This is a genomic window from Jeotgalibaca sp. PTS2502 (assembly GCF_001975685.1).
In the GTDB taxonomy this organism is placed as follows: Bacteria; Bacillota; Bacilli; order Lactobacillales; family Aerococcaceae; genus Jeotgalibaca; species Jeotgalibaca arthritidis.
This window is the reverse complement of the sequence record NZ_CP019433.1, coordinates 359,518-374,917: the sequence shown is the minus strand read 5'-3', so window position 1 is coordinate 374,917 and position 15,400 is coordinate 359,518. Positions and strand designations below refer to the sequence as shown.

The window sequence follows — 15,400 nt, the reverse complement described above, 5'->3', positions numbered from 1 at the left end:
TTTCTATTTTTTTCGAATACCATTTTCCAACCACGATAAGCGGTTGTTAATCATCTTAAACGCTTCTTCTTCTGAAAGACTTTGGAGAAAGACTTTAGACAATGTCCAATGAATCATTTGAAAAATATATTGAACAAACTCATATAATTCCTCTTCACCACTAAAGCTCAAACTTGATTGGTCAATATGATCAACTAAGTGTTTATATCGACAAACAAGATCCTTGTTTTGTTTATCCTTCGTCTCTTTTTCAAATATATTGCGACTTCTTCTGTACGACATATTGACAAAGAAGTGATGGTAAAACTGTTTATAGTCACTATGAACATAATAATGATACAAAAACTTAAAGGTTAATCGTAATCCTTCTATCACATCGCCATTAGCTTGGACAAAACAATTCGAAATCCCCTCATTTTGGTCTTTCTTTAAAAGATCAAGACAATAGAAGTATAAATCTTCCTTGTCTTCAAAGTACTGGTAAAAACTCCCTCTTGAAATATCAGACTGCTGAATAATCACATTAATTGAGACCTCTTCTAATGGCATCTTAGAAAATTCATCATAAGCGGCTGACATTAAGCGTTGGCGTTTTTCATCTGATAAATTGAAAAAAGTTTTTTTAGGCAAAGCCACACCTTCTTTCTATTAAATAAAAAAGTGACATCTTGTCACAACACACACCCCATTTTATGACAAGTTGTCACATGTGTCAAATCGTATGCACAAAAAAAGTGAAACGACGTTTCACTTTTTTACTCTTCTTCTATTACGTTAGATGTTGGTGGACTTTGGCTCTGCTCATGATACAAGCCAGAGTAGCTCTTATACCACTCAAATACGTGTAAGAAAACAACTTTTAAAACTGCATACCCTGGAATACCTAGTACAAATCCGACTAAGCCGAACACTTTACCCGCCGTTAATAACACGATCATGATGGTAACCGGATGAACAGATAAATTACTCCCTAAAATTTGAGGTGAAATCACACGGCCTTCAATAAACTGTTCAATACTAAAAACAATCAGTACTTGAATTAACATAATCGGTGAATCAACTAAGCCTACAATAATAGCCGGAACCATCGCCAAAAAAGAGCCCAAATATGGAATGACATTTAAGAATCCAGCTAGAACGCCAAGAACGATTCCATAATTTAACCCAATTATCGAATAACCAATCACAAACATTAAGCCTACGAAAAAGGCAACTGTGATTTGACCGCGAACATATTGACTGATTTGTAAATTAATTTTCTTCAGTAAATCCCTAATGGTTGAACGGTGGCGGGTAGGTAGGAAGGCAAGAATCTGGTATGGAAACTTATCCCCCTCTTTTAATAAGTAATACAAAATAATCGGCATTGTAATCAAACCAACAAATACATTCGTCACAACGCCTAGCACACTACCAATCCCTGAGAAGGTATTGGACAGGAAGTTATTTGCCCACGATGATAAGGCATCAAAAACACTGGTATTAATCTCTTTAAACTGTTCTTGAAAAGAACGGAACCAGTCGTAGGTAAACAAATTGTTAAACAGCTCATTAATCTTAACCCAGAACTCAGGAATATCATCAATGATCCCTATCGTTTGTTCACGAATAACTGGAATTAAAATGGCTACTCCCCAGATGATTAATAAAACAAGAACGAGAAAAGCCATCCAAATTGCGGCTGTTCGATTTATTTTTTTCTTTTCCAACCAGTTCACCAATGGGTTCATTAAATAGTATAAAATGCCGCTTAAAATCAATGGAAAGCCAATCACACTAAAAAAACTACCTACCGGTTGAAACAGATGTGAAATTTTTGAAAATATTAAAATGATTAATAAAATCAATAAGACAATCAATAAGGTCGTTACAATTTTATTATTTAAAAACCATCTTTCAAACCAAGATGTTCTCGTCACTTGGAAATGATGATCTGTTTGTTTTCTCTCCATTCTACTCACTCACTTTCACTTATTGATAAGTAATTGTCATTCCTGTCTCGATATGAGGTAATTGATGTGGAGTTAAGTAGACACTTGTTTCAATAAAGTTGTCTTCATCGACTTCTTTGAAAACAAGTGTTAAATGTCCTAGCGCACGTAAATTAGCACTTACATTTTCACCAACAAAGGTTATGGTGTAAACTTGATCACCTATCGTAATAGTATGATTCAGTTTTAATTCAAAATCATCATCCTTTTCTTTGAAGGACTGTAGAACTGACACATTTTTTATTGCAGGAGATGCATCTTCTCCAAATAAAATTAGAATATTTTCTTCGGTACTAACCGCTTCTTTTCCGATATGGACAATTTCGCTAATCATAGTTAAAAAGCTCCTTTATACGATGATACTGTTATTCTATCACATTAGTCGATAAAACAAAGTATCTGAGATTTTTTGTTTTTTTATTCATTATAAAGCGTTTTTCTCCTATAATTTGATATACTATCACTAAGACTTATCACCAAGGAGGAATTAATTGATGGAGCATACCTTATACTTAGGTTCGTATACAAAACAAACGAGTAAAGGGGTACACCAAATTACCCTTAATACAGAAACTCAGCAATTAGTTAACTACAAATTGATTGCAGAAGTGGATACACCAACTTATCTGACTTTTTCTGATGACAAAAAAACCATGTATACCATTTCTAAAGAAGAACGTGGTGGCGGGCTAACAGCTTTCGATTTAGATGAAAACGGAGATTATGTGAAACGTGCAGCAACAACTTCTGAAGACTCTGCACCTTGCTACATTTCCTATGACCAAAAACGCGGCTTATTGTTCACTGCCAACTATCACGGTGGTTTTGTCAGTGTTTACAAAGAACAAGAAGATGGTTGTATCATTCAAACGGACCGCAAACACCATCAAGGAAGTAGCGTTCACGAAAACCAAGCATCTCCTCATGTTCATTACGCAGATTATGCACCAGGTTCACAAACACTCCTTGTCTGTGACTTAGGAACAGATACAATCGTCAGCTACGATGTATCTGATGCCGGTGAATTAAGCGAACGTGCCACCTATACAGCAAAAGCGGGTTCAGGCCCACGTCATTTGGTTTTCCACCCAAACAACAAAACTGTTTATTTAGTTTGCGAACTAAGTAACGAGATTGAAATCTTAACTTATGATGAAGCAACTGCTTCATTTACATATGTTTATCGCGTAGCGACTATCCCTGACACACACACATCATTTAACAGTGGTGCAGCGATTCGTGTAAGTCACGATGGTAAATTTGTTTACTTCTCAAATCGTGGTCATGATTCAATTGCCGTATTTGCAGTTTCTGAAGATTCCCAATCATTGGAATTACTAGAAATTGTTCCAACTGAAGGAAAAACACCGCGTGACTTTAATTTTTCACCGGACGAATTATATGTGATTGTCGGTCATCAAGATTCTGATAACTTGACATTATTCAAACGTGATCAAGAAAGCGGTCATTTAACATTACTAGATAAAGAAACATATGCAGCAGAGTGTGTTTGTGTGACATTTTAATAGTTAATTAAAATAAGTGTATGGAAGTAAAAACTTCCATACACTTATTTTTTTTATCTTATAAATGTTGAACGCTACCGACTGCTTGTTTAGCTTGAACATCAGCATGTTCGTCTAGAACAAACTCTTTTACCTTATCCATGTTTGTAATGACAACAACCATAGCATTGTCTTTACCAGCCTCAGCTAATGAAGCTAAATCACATTTTGCGACTAATGTATCAGCAGTTAGCGTATCGCCTTCACTGACAAATGTCTCGAAAGGTTTACCATTCAATTCAACTGTATCTAATCCCATATGAATCAGAATTTCAATCCCGCTTGCCATTTGAATACCAATCGCGTGTTTCGTTGGAAAAACACTCAGTACCTTTCCTTCAACTGGTGAATAAATATCACCATCTGTTGGAATAACAGCATAACCGTCTCCCATCATTTTTTGAGAGAATACTGGATCAGCAACTTCTGTAACCGGAACAATTCTTCCGTTTGCAGGTGCATACAATGTCGCTTTTTCGACTGGTGCAACTGTTTCTTTTTTATCTTTCTTGAAGAAGTTAAACATATTAACGCCACCTTTACATATATTCATTTCAATAGTTTGATCTCTTCTTTTAATTAATGATACCACAAGTCATTTTATTTTCCTATTGATGTTGTTTGCGTTTTCGACCCATATATTTGAAGAAATTATGATAAGGGAGAATGAGAGTCATTTACTAGCTAACAAAATCATTAATCTTTCTATTTCTTTTTGATAGATTTAAATAAGAAAGAATAGGTGATTGAAATGTTAAACGTCTTAAAAAGAAATATAAAAAATGGTAGCAACTCTCCTAAGTGGTATTTTAATTTTAATTGGTTTTTATGCTCAAACTATTCAATTAGATACAGAATCAGCCTTAATTTTTATCGGTGCTTTTTTAATCGGTGGCTATTCGCAAGCTAAAGAAGGCATTATTGATACCGTTAAAAATAAACGCTTGAATGTAGATGTGTTGATGGTTTTGGCTGCCATTGGTGCCTCATTGATCGGTTACTAGTTTGAAGGTGCCTTATTAATCTTTATTTTTTCTCTATCAGGTTCACTTGAACATTATGCGCAAATGAAAAGTAGCGATGCCATTCGGTCATTAATGACTATTGTTCCACAAACTGCTCAACGCTATCAACTAGATGGGAGTTTAGAGCAGGTGGATGTTAACGAATTAACGATCGGTGATCGTGTTTTTGTAGCTAAAGGAGAAAGTGTTCCTATTGATGGCTTATTAACAAGTGCATTTGGCATGTTCGATGAATCTTCTATTAATGGTGAGTCTATGCCAAGTGAGAAAACAAAGGACCAACAAGTTTATGCTGGCAGTATTAATCTGCAAGAAGCGGTTACGATTACCGTTAATGAACAAGCAGATGATACATTGTTTGCCCAAGTTATTCGTCTAGTCACAGAAGCTCAAAACACCCCTTCTAAAACTGCTCGCTTGATTACCAAACTTGAAAATTACTATGTATCAGCTGTCCTTATTTTTGTCAGCCTCATGTTATTTATTTTTTATTTTGTTCTAGACTGGGGATGGAGTGAATCCTTTTATCGCAGTATGGTTTTACTAACTGTAGCATCGCCTTGTGCCCTTGTTGCATCCGCAGTCCCCGCTACACTATCCGCCATTTCTAATGCTGCTAAAGCTGGAATCTTATTTAAAGGTGGGATCGCTATTGAGAATCTTGCCTATTTAGATTGCATCGCATTTGATAAAACAGCTACATTAACAAATGGCAAACCGGTTGTAACGGACTATGCTATTGATAACCGCTATGACGAAGAGGAAGTACTCAGTATTGTCTATGCCCTTGAACAAGGATCAACGCATCCCATTGCTGCAGCATTTATCAACTTTATTGAAGAGAGACCCTTTCATACCCTATCTCTCCTTAATAAAATTGATTCAACCGGTTTTGGTTTATCGGCACATTATCATCAGATCGACTGGCGAATAGGAAAAGCTGATTTTATTGACGGTGTAAATCCTTTTTCAAAAGAAACACAACGCTTATCCGAAGAAGGAAAAACATTAATTTATTTGGCAGCAGATCATTAGATTATTGCCTATTTCGCCTTACTCGATACGGTCAAGGAAGAGGCAAAGGACGTTATTCGTTTCTTCAAAGCACGAGGCATCCAAACCGTTATGCTGACGGGAGATCAGTTTTATACGGCGCAAGCAATTGCCCACGAACTCGAACTAGATGATTATTATGCCAATTGCTTGCCCGCTGAAAAGGCAACGTTAATAGACGATTTACAAAAAAAGTACAAGCGTGTTGCTATGGTCGGGGATGGCATTAATGATGCACCCGCACTTGCTCATTCAGATATTGGGATTGCTATGGGCCAAGGAACGGATATCGCTATGCAAACAGCTGATGTGGTTCTCATTAATAATAGCTTAAGTCTCCTTCCCTATTCCGTCTTATTGTCCAAACGTTTAAGGAAAATCACCCTACAAAATATTGTTTTTTCTTTGGCTGTGATTATCGTTCTGATTACTGCTAACTTACTTCAATTGATTAATCTTCCGCTTGGTGTCGTTGGCCACGAAGGAAGCACCATTTTGGTTATTCTAAACGGTCTCCGTCTGCTCGCCTTTAAACATAAAGAAAGTCATCAGGATAGTTAAACCTCCTGATGACTTTCTTTATGACTTATTTTCTTTTCTTCTCAATAAACTCAGCAATTCGTCTAACACCTGCATGAAACGTCTCTTCTGAAGTCGCATAACTGAAACGAACATGGTTTGGCATTCCAAAACCACTTCCAGCAACAAGACCCACGTGAGCTTCTTCTAAAAGGGCCATGACAAAATCATCCACATTATCATAACCGGTTAATTTTGACGCTTCCTTGCAATCTGGAAACAGATAAAAGGCCCCTTGTGGTTTAGCGTGCAATTTGAAGCCCTCTAATGACGCAACGAGTGGGTAGGCATGATTGAGTCGGTCTTCAAATAAGGCTTGGTTGTATTTAAGAAAATCAGTTGCATTGGTTAAGGCAGCTAAAGCAGCATACTGACTAATTCCAGCTGGGTTCCCACTCGTCTGACTCGCTATTTTATCTAAAGCTTGAATAATGGTGGTGTCTGCCATCGCATAACCCATTCGCCATCCTGTCATCGCGAATGCTTTAGACATCCCATTAACAACAATGGTTTGTTTTTTGATAGCCTCTGACAGTGACGCCATAGATGGACTTGTCGCACCATTAAATACAAGTCGATTATAAATTTCATCTGAAATAATAAAAATATTATGCTTCACACAAAAGTTTCCTATTGTAGTCAACTGTTCCTTATTAAAAACCACACCAGATGGGTTGGACGGTGAATTTAAAATAAGCAGCTTTGTTTTTTTAGTGGTATAACGTTCCAGAAGTTCTTCTGTTACTGCGAAATCATCATCTATACGGGTTTCTATGAAAACAGGCACACCACCTGCTAGCTTAATTTGCTCGCTATAACTCACCCAGTAAGGTGTTGGAACAAGTACTTCATCGCCTTCATTAATTAGACTTTGAAAGAGGTAATATAAAACTAACTTAGCTCCTGCTGAAACGAATATTTGATCAGGTCTGTAGTCAATGTCATCATAGCTTTTATGGTATGTCGAGATTGCTTCTCTCAATTCGCTAATACCCGCACTAGCTGTATAATGATGACCCTTTCCTTCGTACATCGCTTGATTAGCCGCATCTAAAATATAAGCTGGGGTATCAAAATCTGGTTCCCCTACTGTAAGAGAAATCACATCAATGCCCGCTTCCTTTAGCTCTCTCGTCTTTTGAGTTGCCGCTAATGTTGCGGATAGTTGAATCTGGTGAATACGATTTGAAATCAAGCAAATCACCCCTTTTTAGTATCAATACTGTCTGTTATCACACTTACTATTTCTTCTGTAGAAAGTTGATCCGTTTGAATGACATATGAAGCTGCAGCTTCGTATAAAGAAAGGCGTTTTTCAAGCAAGGCTTGAACAGTGTCTGTCTCTTTAGCTTGTGCAAGCGGACGTATATTGGTTGTATCTTGAATAATTCTCTGCCAAAGTGTCTCAAAACCAGCTTGTAAATAAATAACACAGTCATGATTTTGAAGGAGTTTTAGACAGTCGGCTGTTTCCACACAGCCACCACCTGTTGAAATCACTACGTTTTGATGGTGGTATTCCTTTAATGTCGCTGCTTCAATTTTTCTAAACGCTTGCTCGCCATATTGATCAAAGTAAGTCGCAATTGGCATATTAATCTGTTTCGTTATTTCTGCATCTAAATCTATAAAGGGTTTATTCAATGCCTTAGCTAATTGTATGCCGACACTTGTTTTCCCAGCACCCATAAAACCAATTAATATTTCAGCCATCACGCACCTTCCTTTCTAGGCCTGAACGAGTCTAGCAATCTCATCAAAGAAAGTCGGATAACTGATATTTACACAGTCCGCATCTTTCATATGAACCTCGCTTTGTGTTAATAACGCTGCGACTTGCAGCATCATCCCAATGCGATGGTCACCAAAACTATCTACTTCTGCTCCCTGTAATGAACTGCCTCCATGAATAATCATGCCGTCTTCCGTCTCATTAATGTGAGCATTCATCTTGTTTAATTGAGATGCTACCGCATGAATACGATCCGTTTCTTTTACTTTTAATTCTTCAGCATCTTCAATGACTGTATCACCTTCTGCCTGTGTTGCTAGAAGCGCAATGATCGGAATCTCATCAATTAATCGCGGAATCATTTCACCCTTAATAGTAGTTGCTTTTAATTGGCTCGTTTGAACACGAATATCCGCACTAATCCCATTTGGACGCATGCTAATGGTTATATTACCACCCATATTTTTAATGACATCGATGATACCTGAACGTGTTTCGTTAATGCCTACATTTTTTAAAAGTAAGTCACTATTTGGTACAATTAAACCGGCAACAAGGAAAAAGGCTGCTGAGGAAATATCACCTGGCACTTCAATGGTTTGTCCTTTAAGTGTTTGTCCACCTTTTAGGCGGATTTCTTTCCCGTTCACATCAATTTGACCGCCGAATTGTTGTAACATTTCTTCTGTGTGGTTACGTGACCGTTCCTTTTCAATAACAACCGTCTCACCTTCAGCCTGCAAGCCAGCTAGGATAATGGCGGATTTCACTTGAGCGCTCGCAACTGGCATCTCATAGCGAATCGCTTGTAGGTGATCAACCGGTTCAATTGTTAGCGGCGGTAATTCGGTCCCTTCATGGCCATGAAGCTTTGCTCCCATTTGGCTTAAAGGCGTAATGACACGTTGCATAGGACGCTTATTTAAATACTGGTCACCTGCTAAAACACTCTTGAAGGGTTGTCCAGCTAAAAGTCCCGCTAACAAACGAATCGTCGTGCCAGAGTTTCCAACATCTAGTAACTCACTTGGAGCAGTGAGTCCATTCATTCCCTTACCTTCTACAACAATTTTCTCACCGTCATCATGAATGGTCGCACCTAACTGACGCATAACTTGAATCGTGCTCAAGCAATCTTCTGCCCGAAGAAAGCCTGTAATTCGAGTTTTACCTTCAGCAATCGCACCTAGCATAATACTACGGTGAGAAATAGACTTGTCGCCTGGTATCGTTAATGTTCCCTTTAGTTGTTTGGCATGGTGAATTAATGGTCTCATTTGTTTACTCCTCTTCTATCCACATATCCGGGTTTTTGCTGTATTCACGATAATCGTTAACTGCTTTTTTCAATTCATCAAAACTATCGTTAGGGAATTTTTCTAAAACAGCTTGAACTAATTCTGTCGCAACAACGGCTTGCGCAATAATACTTGCTGCTGGAACAGCGGTTGTATCGCTTCGTTCAATACTTGCTTGGTATTCTTCTTTTGAATAAATATCAACACTTTGTAGTGGACGGTAAAGCGTTGGAATTGGCTTTTTGACACCTCTAACAATGATTGGCATCCCATTTGTCATACCACCTTCAATACCACCCAAATGATTACTTAAACGGTAAAACCCTTGCTCTGGTGTATAAGCAATTTCATCCATTACTTCACTACCGTAACGTCTACCTACCTCAAAGCCGTCACCAAATTCAACACCTTTGAAAGCATTGATACTGACCATTGCTTGCGCAAGTCTAGCATCAATCTTTTTATCCCATTGAGTGTAACTTCCCAAACCAACTGGCAATCCTTCAGCAATAACTTCAACGACGCCACCTAATGTATTACCAGCTCTCTTCGTTTCATCAATCTTGTCTTTTACTTGTTGTTCTTTATCAGCATCGACCATTTTTACAGGTGATTGGTTAGCACGATCTCTAATTTCAGCTAATGGCATTTGTGACACATCTACTTGCCCTTTAATCCCACCAAGTTCGCAAACATAAGCAACCACTTCAACACCTAGTTGCTCTAATAATTGAGTTGCCACTGCACCAATCGCCACACGCATAGTCGTTTCTCTGGCAGAAGAGCGCTCTAAAACGTTTCTTAAGTCTTTATGGTGGTACTTAATTCCGCCTACTAAATCAGCGTGTCCTGGACGAGGACGGTGAACAACACGACTCTTCTTCTCTTTCTCTTCTTCAACAACTTCTGCACTCATGACACTTTGCCAGTTTTTATAGTCTTTATTGACAACGGATAGGGTCACAGGTGATCCTAAAGTTTTCCCATGGCGTACGCCTGCTGTGACTTGAATTTTATCCGTCTCAATTTTCATACGGTTTCCACGACCGTAACCTTCTTGGCGTTTAGCCAAGGCTTGGTTAATTGCTTCAATATCAAATGGCATTCCTGCCGGCAATCCTTCAATTATCGTTGTTAATACTGGTCCATGTGATTCTCCTGCTGTAATAAATCTCAACATATCCATTCCCCTATTCTATCCATTATTTCGATTCTAATATTGAAAGTACATCAGCAACTGGCATCATTTCGCCTGTAAACAGCTGATAATTGAAACTGGCTTGGTAGACTAACATATGAATGCCACCTAACGTCTGACAGCCTCTCTTTTTCGCTTGCTTTAAAAATAATGTTTCTCTTGGTTCGTAAACGATATCGCAAACAAAGCTATTGGGATTTAACCAGTCACTATCCTTTAAAATAGACTGATCTTGATGAGGTGACATCCCAACTGACGTTGTTTGAACAACAATATCTGCTTCCCACAATGCTTGTTTGAGCTGCTCTTCATTCTGCTGATCAAGTAAGTTTATCTTTATAGTTGGATAATCGGCCTCTAATTGCCCGATAACGTCCTTGATGGCTAATGGCCGCTCCAAGCCGCGAGCAATAATTGTCACTTGCTTAGAGCCTTCAACAACTGCTTGCGCAAGAATCACTCTGGCTGTACTGCCTGAACCAAATAAAACAATTTTTTTATCAACTAACTCTTGTCCTTGTGCTTTAACAGATCCCCAAAATCCCTTGCCATCCGTATTGTAGCCTGCCCACTGATTATTTTCTTTTACAATCATATTGATGGCTTGCACATAACGCGCAACGGGATCCAGTTTACTCACACACTGTAAAGCTTCCACCTTGCCTGGCATGGTCACGTTAATCCCTCTAGCACCAAGCCCTTGTAGCTGTCTTATTCGGTCAACTGTTTCTGATTCACTCGTTTCAAATGCTAGATAAACCATATTTAAGCCAGCATGGTCAAAGCAGTAGTTATAAATCGCTGGTGATTTTGAATGTTTAATAGGCTGTCCAATCACCGCAGCTAGTTCTGTTGTTGCACTAATATCACGAATCGATGTCATATGTTTGCCACTCCTTATCAAACCAGTCTAAGAAATACTGAACATCGTAATGAAATAAATCAGCCTTTCCAAATTCAGTCGGAAAAACAATGGTAATATCTTGATTTCGTCTCTTCTTATCATTAATCATCGCTTTAGCGAGCTCTTGACTGCTATAATGATATTTTTCATTTAGCAAATGATATTGCTTTAGCAAGTGATCAAGTGTCTGTTTATAATCATCTGCAAGTTGATTGTCTTTATAAGCCATTTGTAGAAAAACAGACATCCCTTGTGCAATAGCCCGCCCATGGCTGATGTCATAATGGCTGACTTGTTCAAAGGCATGGCCCAATGTATGACCGTAGTTTAACAGTTGTCGTAAGCCATTATCGAACTCATCTTCAAGGACAACTTGTCGCTTCATTTCAACACATACCTTAACCATTTCGATAATATCGTCATCGCTAGCTTGAAGAGGACGCGGACGATTGATCAGAGCCTCCAAAAGACTAGGATTCATAATCATGCCGTACTTAATCAATTCACTACAACCATCCTCAAAAACCGATGGCTCCAAGGTTTGGAACGTATCCACATCGCAAAGCACTACCTTAGGATGATAAAAGGCACCCACTAAATTTTTTCCTTGTGGTAAATCAACGGCCGTTTTACCACCAACTGATGAATCAATTGCTGCAAGAAGTGTTGTCGGGATTTGAATAAAATCAATTCCTCTTAAATATATGCTAGCGACAAAACCAGCTAAGTCCCCAATAACGCCTCCTCCTAAAGCAATCACCATATCTTGTCTTGAAAAGTTATATTCAGCGAGTTTTTGGACCAATCTCACCACATTATCCATTGATTTTTGCGCTTCACCGGCTGGAAAAGCTACCACATGAATTCCAGCGGTAATATCTGATAAGGCTAATTGAAGTTGGTCAACATAGCCATGACTCATAACTGTTTCATCTGTAATAATCATAATGTGCTTATTTTCAACAAAAGCTGCTAAATGGCGGTCAGCCTCTCTTAACAACCCCCTGCCAATTTTGACATCATAGGGCTTATCAACCCCTATATGAACGGTTTCCATGGTGACACCTTCCTCTTCTTAAGCGTGTAGGTCTTTCATAAATGCGTGTAACTTCCATACTTTTTCAGTTAACGCTCTGTATTGTTCTGGGTATAACGATTGATCACCATCACTCGTTGCATTGGCTGGGTCGGGATGAGTTTCGATAATTAAGCCATCCGCTCCGGCTGCAACAGCAGCTAGTGACAGAGATTCAATAATATCTCGTCGTCCCGCTGCATGACTTGGGTCAATAACAACTGGTAAATGACTGACTTGTTTGACGACCGCAATAGCCGATAAATCTTGTGTATTTCGCGTTTCTGTTTCAAAGGTTCGAATTCCTCGTTCACAAAGAATAACGTTCTCGTTACCTTCTGACATAATGTATTCTGCACTCATTAACCATTCTTCAATGGTTGCCGACAAACCTCTTTTTAATAGAATGGGTTTATTTGTCTTCCCTAATTCTTTTAGTAAGTCAAAGTTTTGCATATTTCGAGCACCAACTTGAAAAAGGTCAACATCTTCAAATAATTCAATCTGACTGATTGCCATCACTTCCGAAACAATAGGCATATCCAATTTCCCACCAATTTCATGCATCATGTCAAGACCTTCTTTACCTAAACCTTGGAATGAATAAGGAGAGGTACGGGGTTTAAATGCACCACCACGAAGGGCATTACCACCTGCTGCTCTGACATAAGAAGCTGTTTCTTCTAATTGTTGGTAAGTTTCAATCGAACACGGTCCACCAATCATAGCGAAATGGCCGCCGCCGATTTTTATATTGCCAACATCTATGACACTGTCTTCTGGATGCAATGCGCGACTAGCTTTCTTGTATGGTAACTGAGCTAACTTATTTTCTGTTTCTTCTAATGTGATGATCATATTTTTTTCCTCCCTATTCCTAAAACAAAAAAGTAGCCCAACGACAATGATCCCTATCCGGTGATCATCGTTGCTAGGCTACAGAGATTATTATCGTCATTATGTAAATACTGTTATGAGAATGTTCGATGTAGTTATCCTATTTGTGTGCAACAAAAATCACTCTTACCTTTAAAAAAGTAAAAGTAAAAGTAGTTAAAATATGTAAATGCTGCACGTAGAACTAACTTCATCTTAACTTCCCCCCTAAATGTTTTAGTGCTACTAATTTATCATTATATTTTAATGTTGTCAACAACTATTCTAATTTACGTTTCATTTTCGATTTTCATTGCTTTTTTTTATTCTTCTTTTATCATTAAGATAAGAATTGAAAATGAAGGAGTTTGATTGAATGTTAGAAAAGGAACGCCAAGCCATTACTGAAATTGATAAAGAACTAGTAGCTTTATTTGAAAAACGTATGCATGTCGCTAAAGAAATCGCTCTTGTAAAGGCAGAGAATCATTTGCCTGTTTATGATGCTGTTAGAGAGGCTGCTGTCATTGACGGTGTCTTGCAACATTTGTCGGACGACGGCCTAAGAGAAGAATTAACACAATTTTATAGTGATCTCATGACTATTTCTAAAAATTACCAATCTAAATTTATTCAATAAAAAAATCTGGGAAAATGTAGTGCACCCTTAAACACGGACTTTAGACTTTAATTGAATAATTATTCTAAGCGGCTTGTAACCTATATTGAATAGGTGACAGGCCGTTTAATTTTATTTTGATTCGTTCATTGTTGTAACAATAAATATATGTAGCGATCGCTTCTTTTAAATGATGAATGCTTTCAGTTGTCTCACCGTAATACATTTCTTGTTTCAGTAGACCAAAGAAATTTTCCATTGGCGAATTATCCAGACAATTTCCTCTCCTAGACATGCTTTGACAAATAGAATGCTTCTTAAGTAGATTGACCCAAGATTGATGTTGGTAGTGAAACCCTTGATCTGTATGTATCATAAGCTTGTGTTTATCAGGAAGCAGCGTTAGCGCCTCTTCAAGTGATTGATTAGTCAATCTGACAGTCGGCGATTGACTCATACTATAGGCGATTATTTCACTGTTGTACAAATCCATAATCGCTGATAAGTAAAGTTTCTCTTCCGAATTTGCCACTTTAAATTCGGTCACATCACTGACCCAAACTTCATTGGGTTGAGTCGTCACAAAGTTACGATTGAGATGATTTTCAGCGATTGTACCGACTTCTCCTTTAAATGAACGATAGCGACGATTTTTACGTGTAAATTTTACGCACAGAAGATGATTCTCTCTCATAATTCTTAACACATGCTTATGGTTGACAGTGTATCCCATTTTTTTCAAAGCAATCGTCACTCTACGGTAGCCATAGGCATGATTTGATGCCGCGATAATGTGTTTAATCTCTTCGACCAAGGGATCCATGTCGTCCTGTAGACTTAATTTATTTTTCCATTCATAGAATGAACTCTTAGGTAGCTCTGCTAGTTTAAACCATCTATTCAGTGTGACATCAGGTTGTTCCAGCCTTAATTCTAGAATGATTTTGGTTTTTTCTTTGTGAGTGATTTCTTCTGGATTAAGGCGTCCAACTTTTTTAGGTAGGCTAATTCTGCTTCTAACAGCTGGTTCTTTTCTCTTAATACGATAAGCTCTTCTAATTCAGACTGTGTGAGTTTTCTTGGTTGACGCTTTTTATTCACCATATCAGAGGCTCCTTCTTTCTTAGGACGTCCCTGCGAACCATTCAAGCCATTAAACCCTTTAGTGTCATATATTTTTTGCCAATTGGCGATGGTCGATGAGTGCTTTATACTAAAGTGTATAGCTGTTTCAGCGTAGGACATCTTGTTTAGCTGTTTATAGTTTAGAACAGATCGTTTAAATTCACCACTATATTTCGTTTTAGACAGACTTTTTTCAATTCCCGCCTCACCATACATGTGATATTGTCGACACCAGGTTTTGATAGTAGCGTGTGCGATGTCAAATTTATCAGATAGAAACTTAGTGGAGTACCCACGACTATGTTCCCTTACAATTCTTATTTTTAATTCTTTATTATATTTTTCGCCCATATAAAAGAC

Annotated in this window: 16 protein-coding genes and 1 pseudogene; 4 read left to right on the top strand and 13 right to left on the bottom strand. The window is 38.1% G+C overall.

What is annotated here, in order from left to right; translation table 11 throughout:
* Positions 1-3: 3 nt before the first annotated feature.
* The 3 genes from BW721_RS01850 to BW721_RS01840 all read right to left on the bottom strand — a co-directional run bounded on the left by BW721_RS01850 (position 4) and on the right by BW721_RS01840 (position 2,325).
* On the bottom strand, positions 4-630 hold the full coding sequence (locus tag BW721_RS01850) for a TetR family transcriptional regulator (RefSeq protein ID WP_076765591.1): 627 nt from the start codon (positions 628-630) through the stop codon (positions 4-6).
* A gap of 125 nt (positions 631-755) precedes the next feature.
* Positions 756-1,952, bottom strand: coding sequence for an AI-2E family transporter (locus tag BW721_RS01845; RefSeq protein ID WP_076765589.1), 1,197 nt, complete (start codon positions 1,950-1,952; stop codon positions 756-758).
* Positions 1,953-1,971: 19 nt separating this feature from the next.
* Positions 1,972-2,325: a PTS glucitol/sorbitol transporter subunit IIA gene (locus BW721_RS01840; protein ID WP_076765587.1), complete on the bottom strand. Its 354-nt coding sequence runs from the start codon at positions 2,323-2,325 to the stop codon at positions 1,972-1,974.
* Positions 2,326-2,485: 160 nt separating this feature from the next.
* On the opposite strand from BW721_RS01840, the gene BW721_RS01835 reads away from it, so the two are divergent.
* Positions 2,486-3,517 carry a lactonase family protein gene (locus tag BW721_RS01835; protein WP_076765585.1) on the top strand — a complete coding sequence of 344 codons (1,032 nt, stop codon included), beginning with the start codon at positions 2,486-2,488 and terminating at the stop codon, positions 3,515-3,517.
* Positions 3,518-3,575: 58 nt separating this feature from the next.
* Here BW721_RS01835 and BW721_RS01830 read toward each other — a convergent pair whose 3' ends face one another.
* Entirely contained in the window at positions 3,576-4,082 is a 507-nt protein-coding gene (locus BW721_RS01830; protein ID WP_076765583.1) for a PTS sugar transporter subunit IIA, read from the bottom strand.
* Between the two features lie 256 nt (positions 4,083-4,338).
* Between BW721_RS01830 and BW721_RS12025 the strand changes: the two genes are divergently transcribed.
* Together BW721_RS12025 and BW721_RS01825 are read left to right on the top strand one after the other, a co-directional pair.
* Positions 4,339-4,560: a hypothetical protein gene (locus BW721_RS12025; protein WP_232222933.1), complete on the top strand. Its 222-nt coding sequence runs from the start codon at positions 4,339-4,341 to the stop codon at positions 4,558-4,560.
* 63 nt (positions 4,561-4,623) lie between these two features.
* Positions 4,624-6,195: pseudogene (locus BW721_RS01825) on the top strand (heavy metal translocating P-type ATPase).
* 25 nt (positions 6,196-6,220) lie between these two features.
* On the opposite strand, the gene BW721_RS01820 reads toward BW721_RS01825, so the two are convergent.
* Genes BW721_RS01820 through aroF form a run of 7 tightly spaced genes read right to left on the bottom strand, consistent with a single transcriptional unit; the run spans position 6,221 to position 13,278 of the window.
* On the bottom strand, positions 6,221-7,408 hold the full coding sequence (locus BW721_RS01820; protein WP_076765581.1) for a pyridoxal phosphate-dependent aminotransferase: 1,188 nt from the start codon (positions 7,406-7,408) through the stop codon (positions 6,221-6,223).
* Positions 7,409-7,413: 5 nt separating this feature from the next.
* A complete protein-coding gene (locus BW721_RS01815; protein WP_076765579.1) occupies positions 7,414-7,926 on the bottom strand; it encodes a shikimate kinase in 513 nt (170 codons plus the stop codon).
* Between the two features lie 15 nt (positions 7,927-7,941).
* Positions 7,942-9,222 carry a 3-phosphoshikimate 1-carboxyvinyltransferase gene (gene aroA / locus BW721_RS01810; protein ID WP_076765577.1) on the bottom strand — a complete coding sequence of 427 codons (1,281 nt, stop codon included), beginning with the start codon at positions 9,220-9,222 and terminating at the stop codon, positions 7,942-7,944.
* Between the two features lie 4 nt (positions 9,223-9,226).
* On the bottom strand, positions 9,227-10,420 hold the full coding sequence (gene aroC, locus BW721_RS01805) for a chorismate synthase (RefSeq protein ID WP_076768617.1): 1,194 nt from the start codon (positions 10,418-10,420) through the stop codon (positions 9,227-9,229).
* A 25-nt stretch (positions 10,421-10,445) separates the two neighbouring features.
* Positions 10,446-11,324 (bottom strand): shikimate dehydrogenase, encoded by an 879-nt coding sequence (gene aroE / locus BW721_RS01800; RefSeq protein WP_076765575.1) that lies wholly within the window; start codon positions 11,322-11,324, stop codon positions 10,446-10,448.
* A complete protein-coding gene (gene aroB / locus BW721_RS01795) occupies positions 11,308-12,402 on the bottom strand; it encodes a 3-dehydroquinate synthase (protein ID WP_076765573.1) in 1,095 nt (364 codons plus the stop codon). Before aroB ends, aroE begins: the two co-directional genes overlap by 17 nt.
* Before the next feature lie 18 nt (positions 12,403-12,420).
* Positions 12,421-13,278, bottom strand: a complete 858-nt coding sequence (aroF, locus tag BW721_RS01790) for a 3-deoxy-7-phosphoheptulonate synthase (RefSeq protein WP_076765569.1) — start codon at positions 13,276-13,278, stop codon at positions 12,421-12,423.
* A 394-nt stretch (positions 13,279-13,672) separates the two neighbouring features.
* Here aroF and BW721_RS01785 point away from each other — a divergent pair, with 394 nt between their 5' ends.
* Entirely contained in the window at positions 13,673-13,936 is a 264-nt protein-coding gene (locus tag BW721_RS01785; protein ID WP_076765568.1) for a chorismate mutase, read from the top strand.
* A 64-nt stretch (positions 13,937-14,000) separates the two neighbouring features.
* Here BW721_RS01785 and BW721_RS01780 read toward each other — a convergent pair whose 3' ends face one another.
* On the bottom strand, positions 14,001-14,840 hold the full coding sequence (locus tag BW721_RS01780) for an IS3 family transposase (protein ID WP_232222957.1): 840 nt from the start codon (positions 14,838-14,840) through the stop codon (positions 14,001-14,003).
* Positions 14,841-14,848: 8 nt separating this feature from the next.
* Complete coding sequence (locus BW721_RS01775) at positions 14,849-15,391, bottom strand: helix-turn-helix domain-containing protein (RefSeq protein WP_083686754.1); 543 nt, start codon at positions 15,389-15,391, stop codon at positions 14,849-14,851.
* Positions 15,392-15,400: the final 9 nt, after the last annotated feature.

What these genes read in the sequence shown, in the direction of transcription:
- BW721_RS01845 (WP_076765589.1), bottom strand. Translation starts at nt 1,952, where the DNA reads ATGGAGAGAAAACAAACAGATCATCATTTCCAAGTGACGAGAACATCT.
- BW721_RS01840 (WP_076765587.1), bottom strand. Translation starts at nt 2,325, where the DNA reads ATGATTAGCGAAATTGTCCATATCGGAAAAGAAGCGGTTAGTACCGAA.
- BW721_RS01835 (WP_076765585.1), top strand. Translation starts at nt 2,486, where the DNA reads ATGGAGCATACCTTATACTTAGGTTCGTATACAAAACAAACGAGTAAA.
- BW721_RS01830 (WP_076765583.1), bottom strand. Translation starts at nt 4,082, where the DNA reads ATGTTTAACTTCTTCAAGAAAGATAAAAAAGAAACAGTTGCACCAGTC.
- BW721_RS12025 (WP_232222933.1), top strand. Translation starts at nt 4,339, where the DNA reads ATGGTAGCAACTCTCCTAAGTGGTATTTTAATTTTAATTGGTTTTTAT.
- BW721_RS01815 (WP_076765579.1), bottom strand. Translation starts at nt 7,926, where the DNA reads ATGGCTGAAATATTAATTGGTTTTATGGGTGCTGGGAAAACAAGTGTC.
- aroA (WP_076765577.1), bottom strand. Translation starts at nt 9,222, where the DNA reads ATGAGACCATTAATTCACCATGCCAAACAACTAAAGGGAACATTAACG.
- aroE (WP_076765575.1), bottom strand. Translation starts at nt 11,324, where the DNA reads ATGACATCGATTCGTGATATTAGTGCAACAACAGAACTAGCTGCGGTG.
- aroB (WP_076765573.1), bottom strand. Translation starts at nt 12,402, where the DNA reads ATGGAAACCGTTCATATAGGGGTTGATAAGCCCTATGATGTCAAAATT.
- aroF (WP_076765569.1), bottom strand. Translation starts at nt 13,278, where the DNA reads ATGATCATCACATTAGAAGAAACAGAAAATAAGTTAGCTCAGTTACCA.
- BW721_RS01785 (WP_076765568.1), top strand. Translation starts at nt 13,673, where the DNA reads ATGTTAGAAAAGGAACGCCAAGCCATTACTGAAATTGATAAAGAACTA.
- BW721_RS01775 (WP_083686754.1), bottom strand. Translation starts at nt 15,391, where the DNA reads ATGGGCGAAAAATATAATAAAGAATTAAAAATAAGAATTGTAAGGGAA.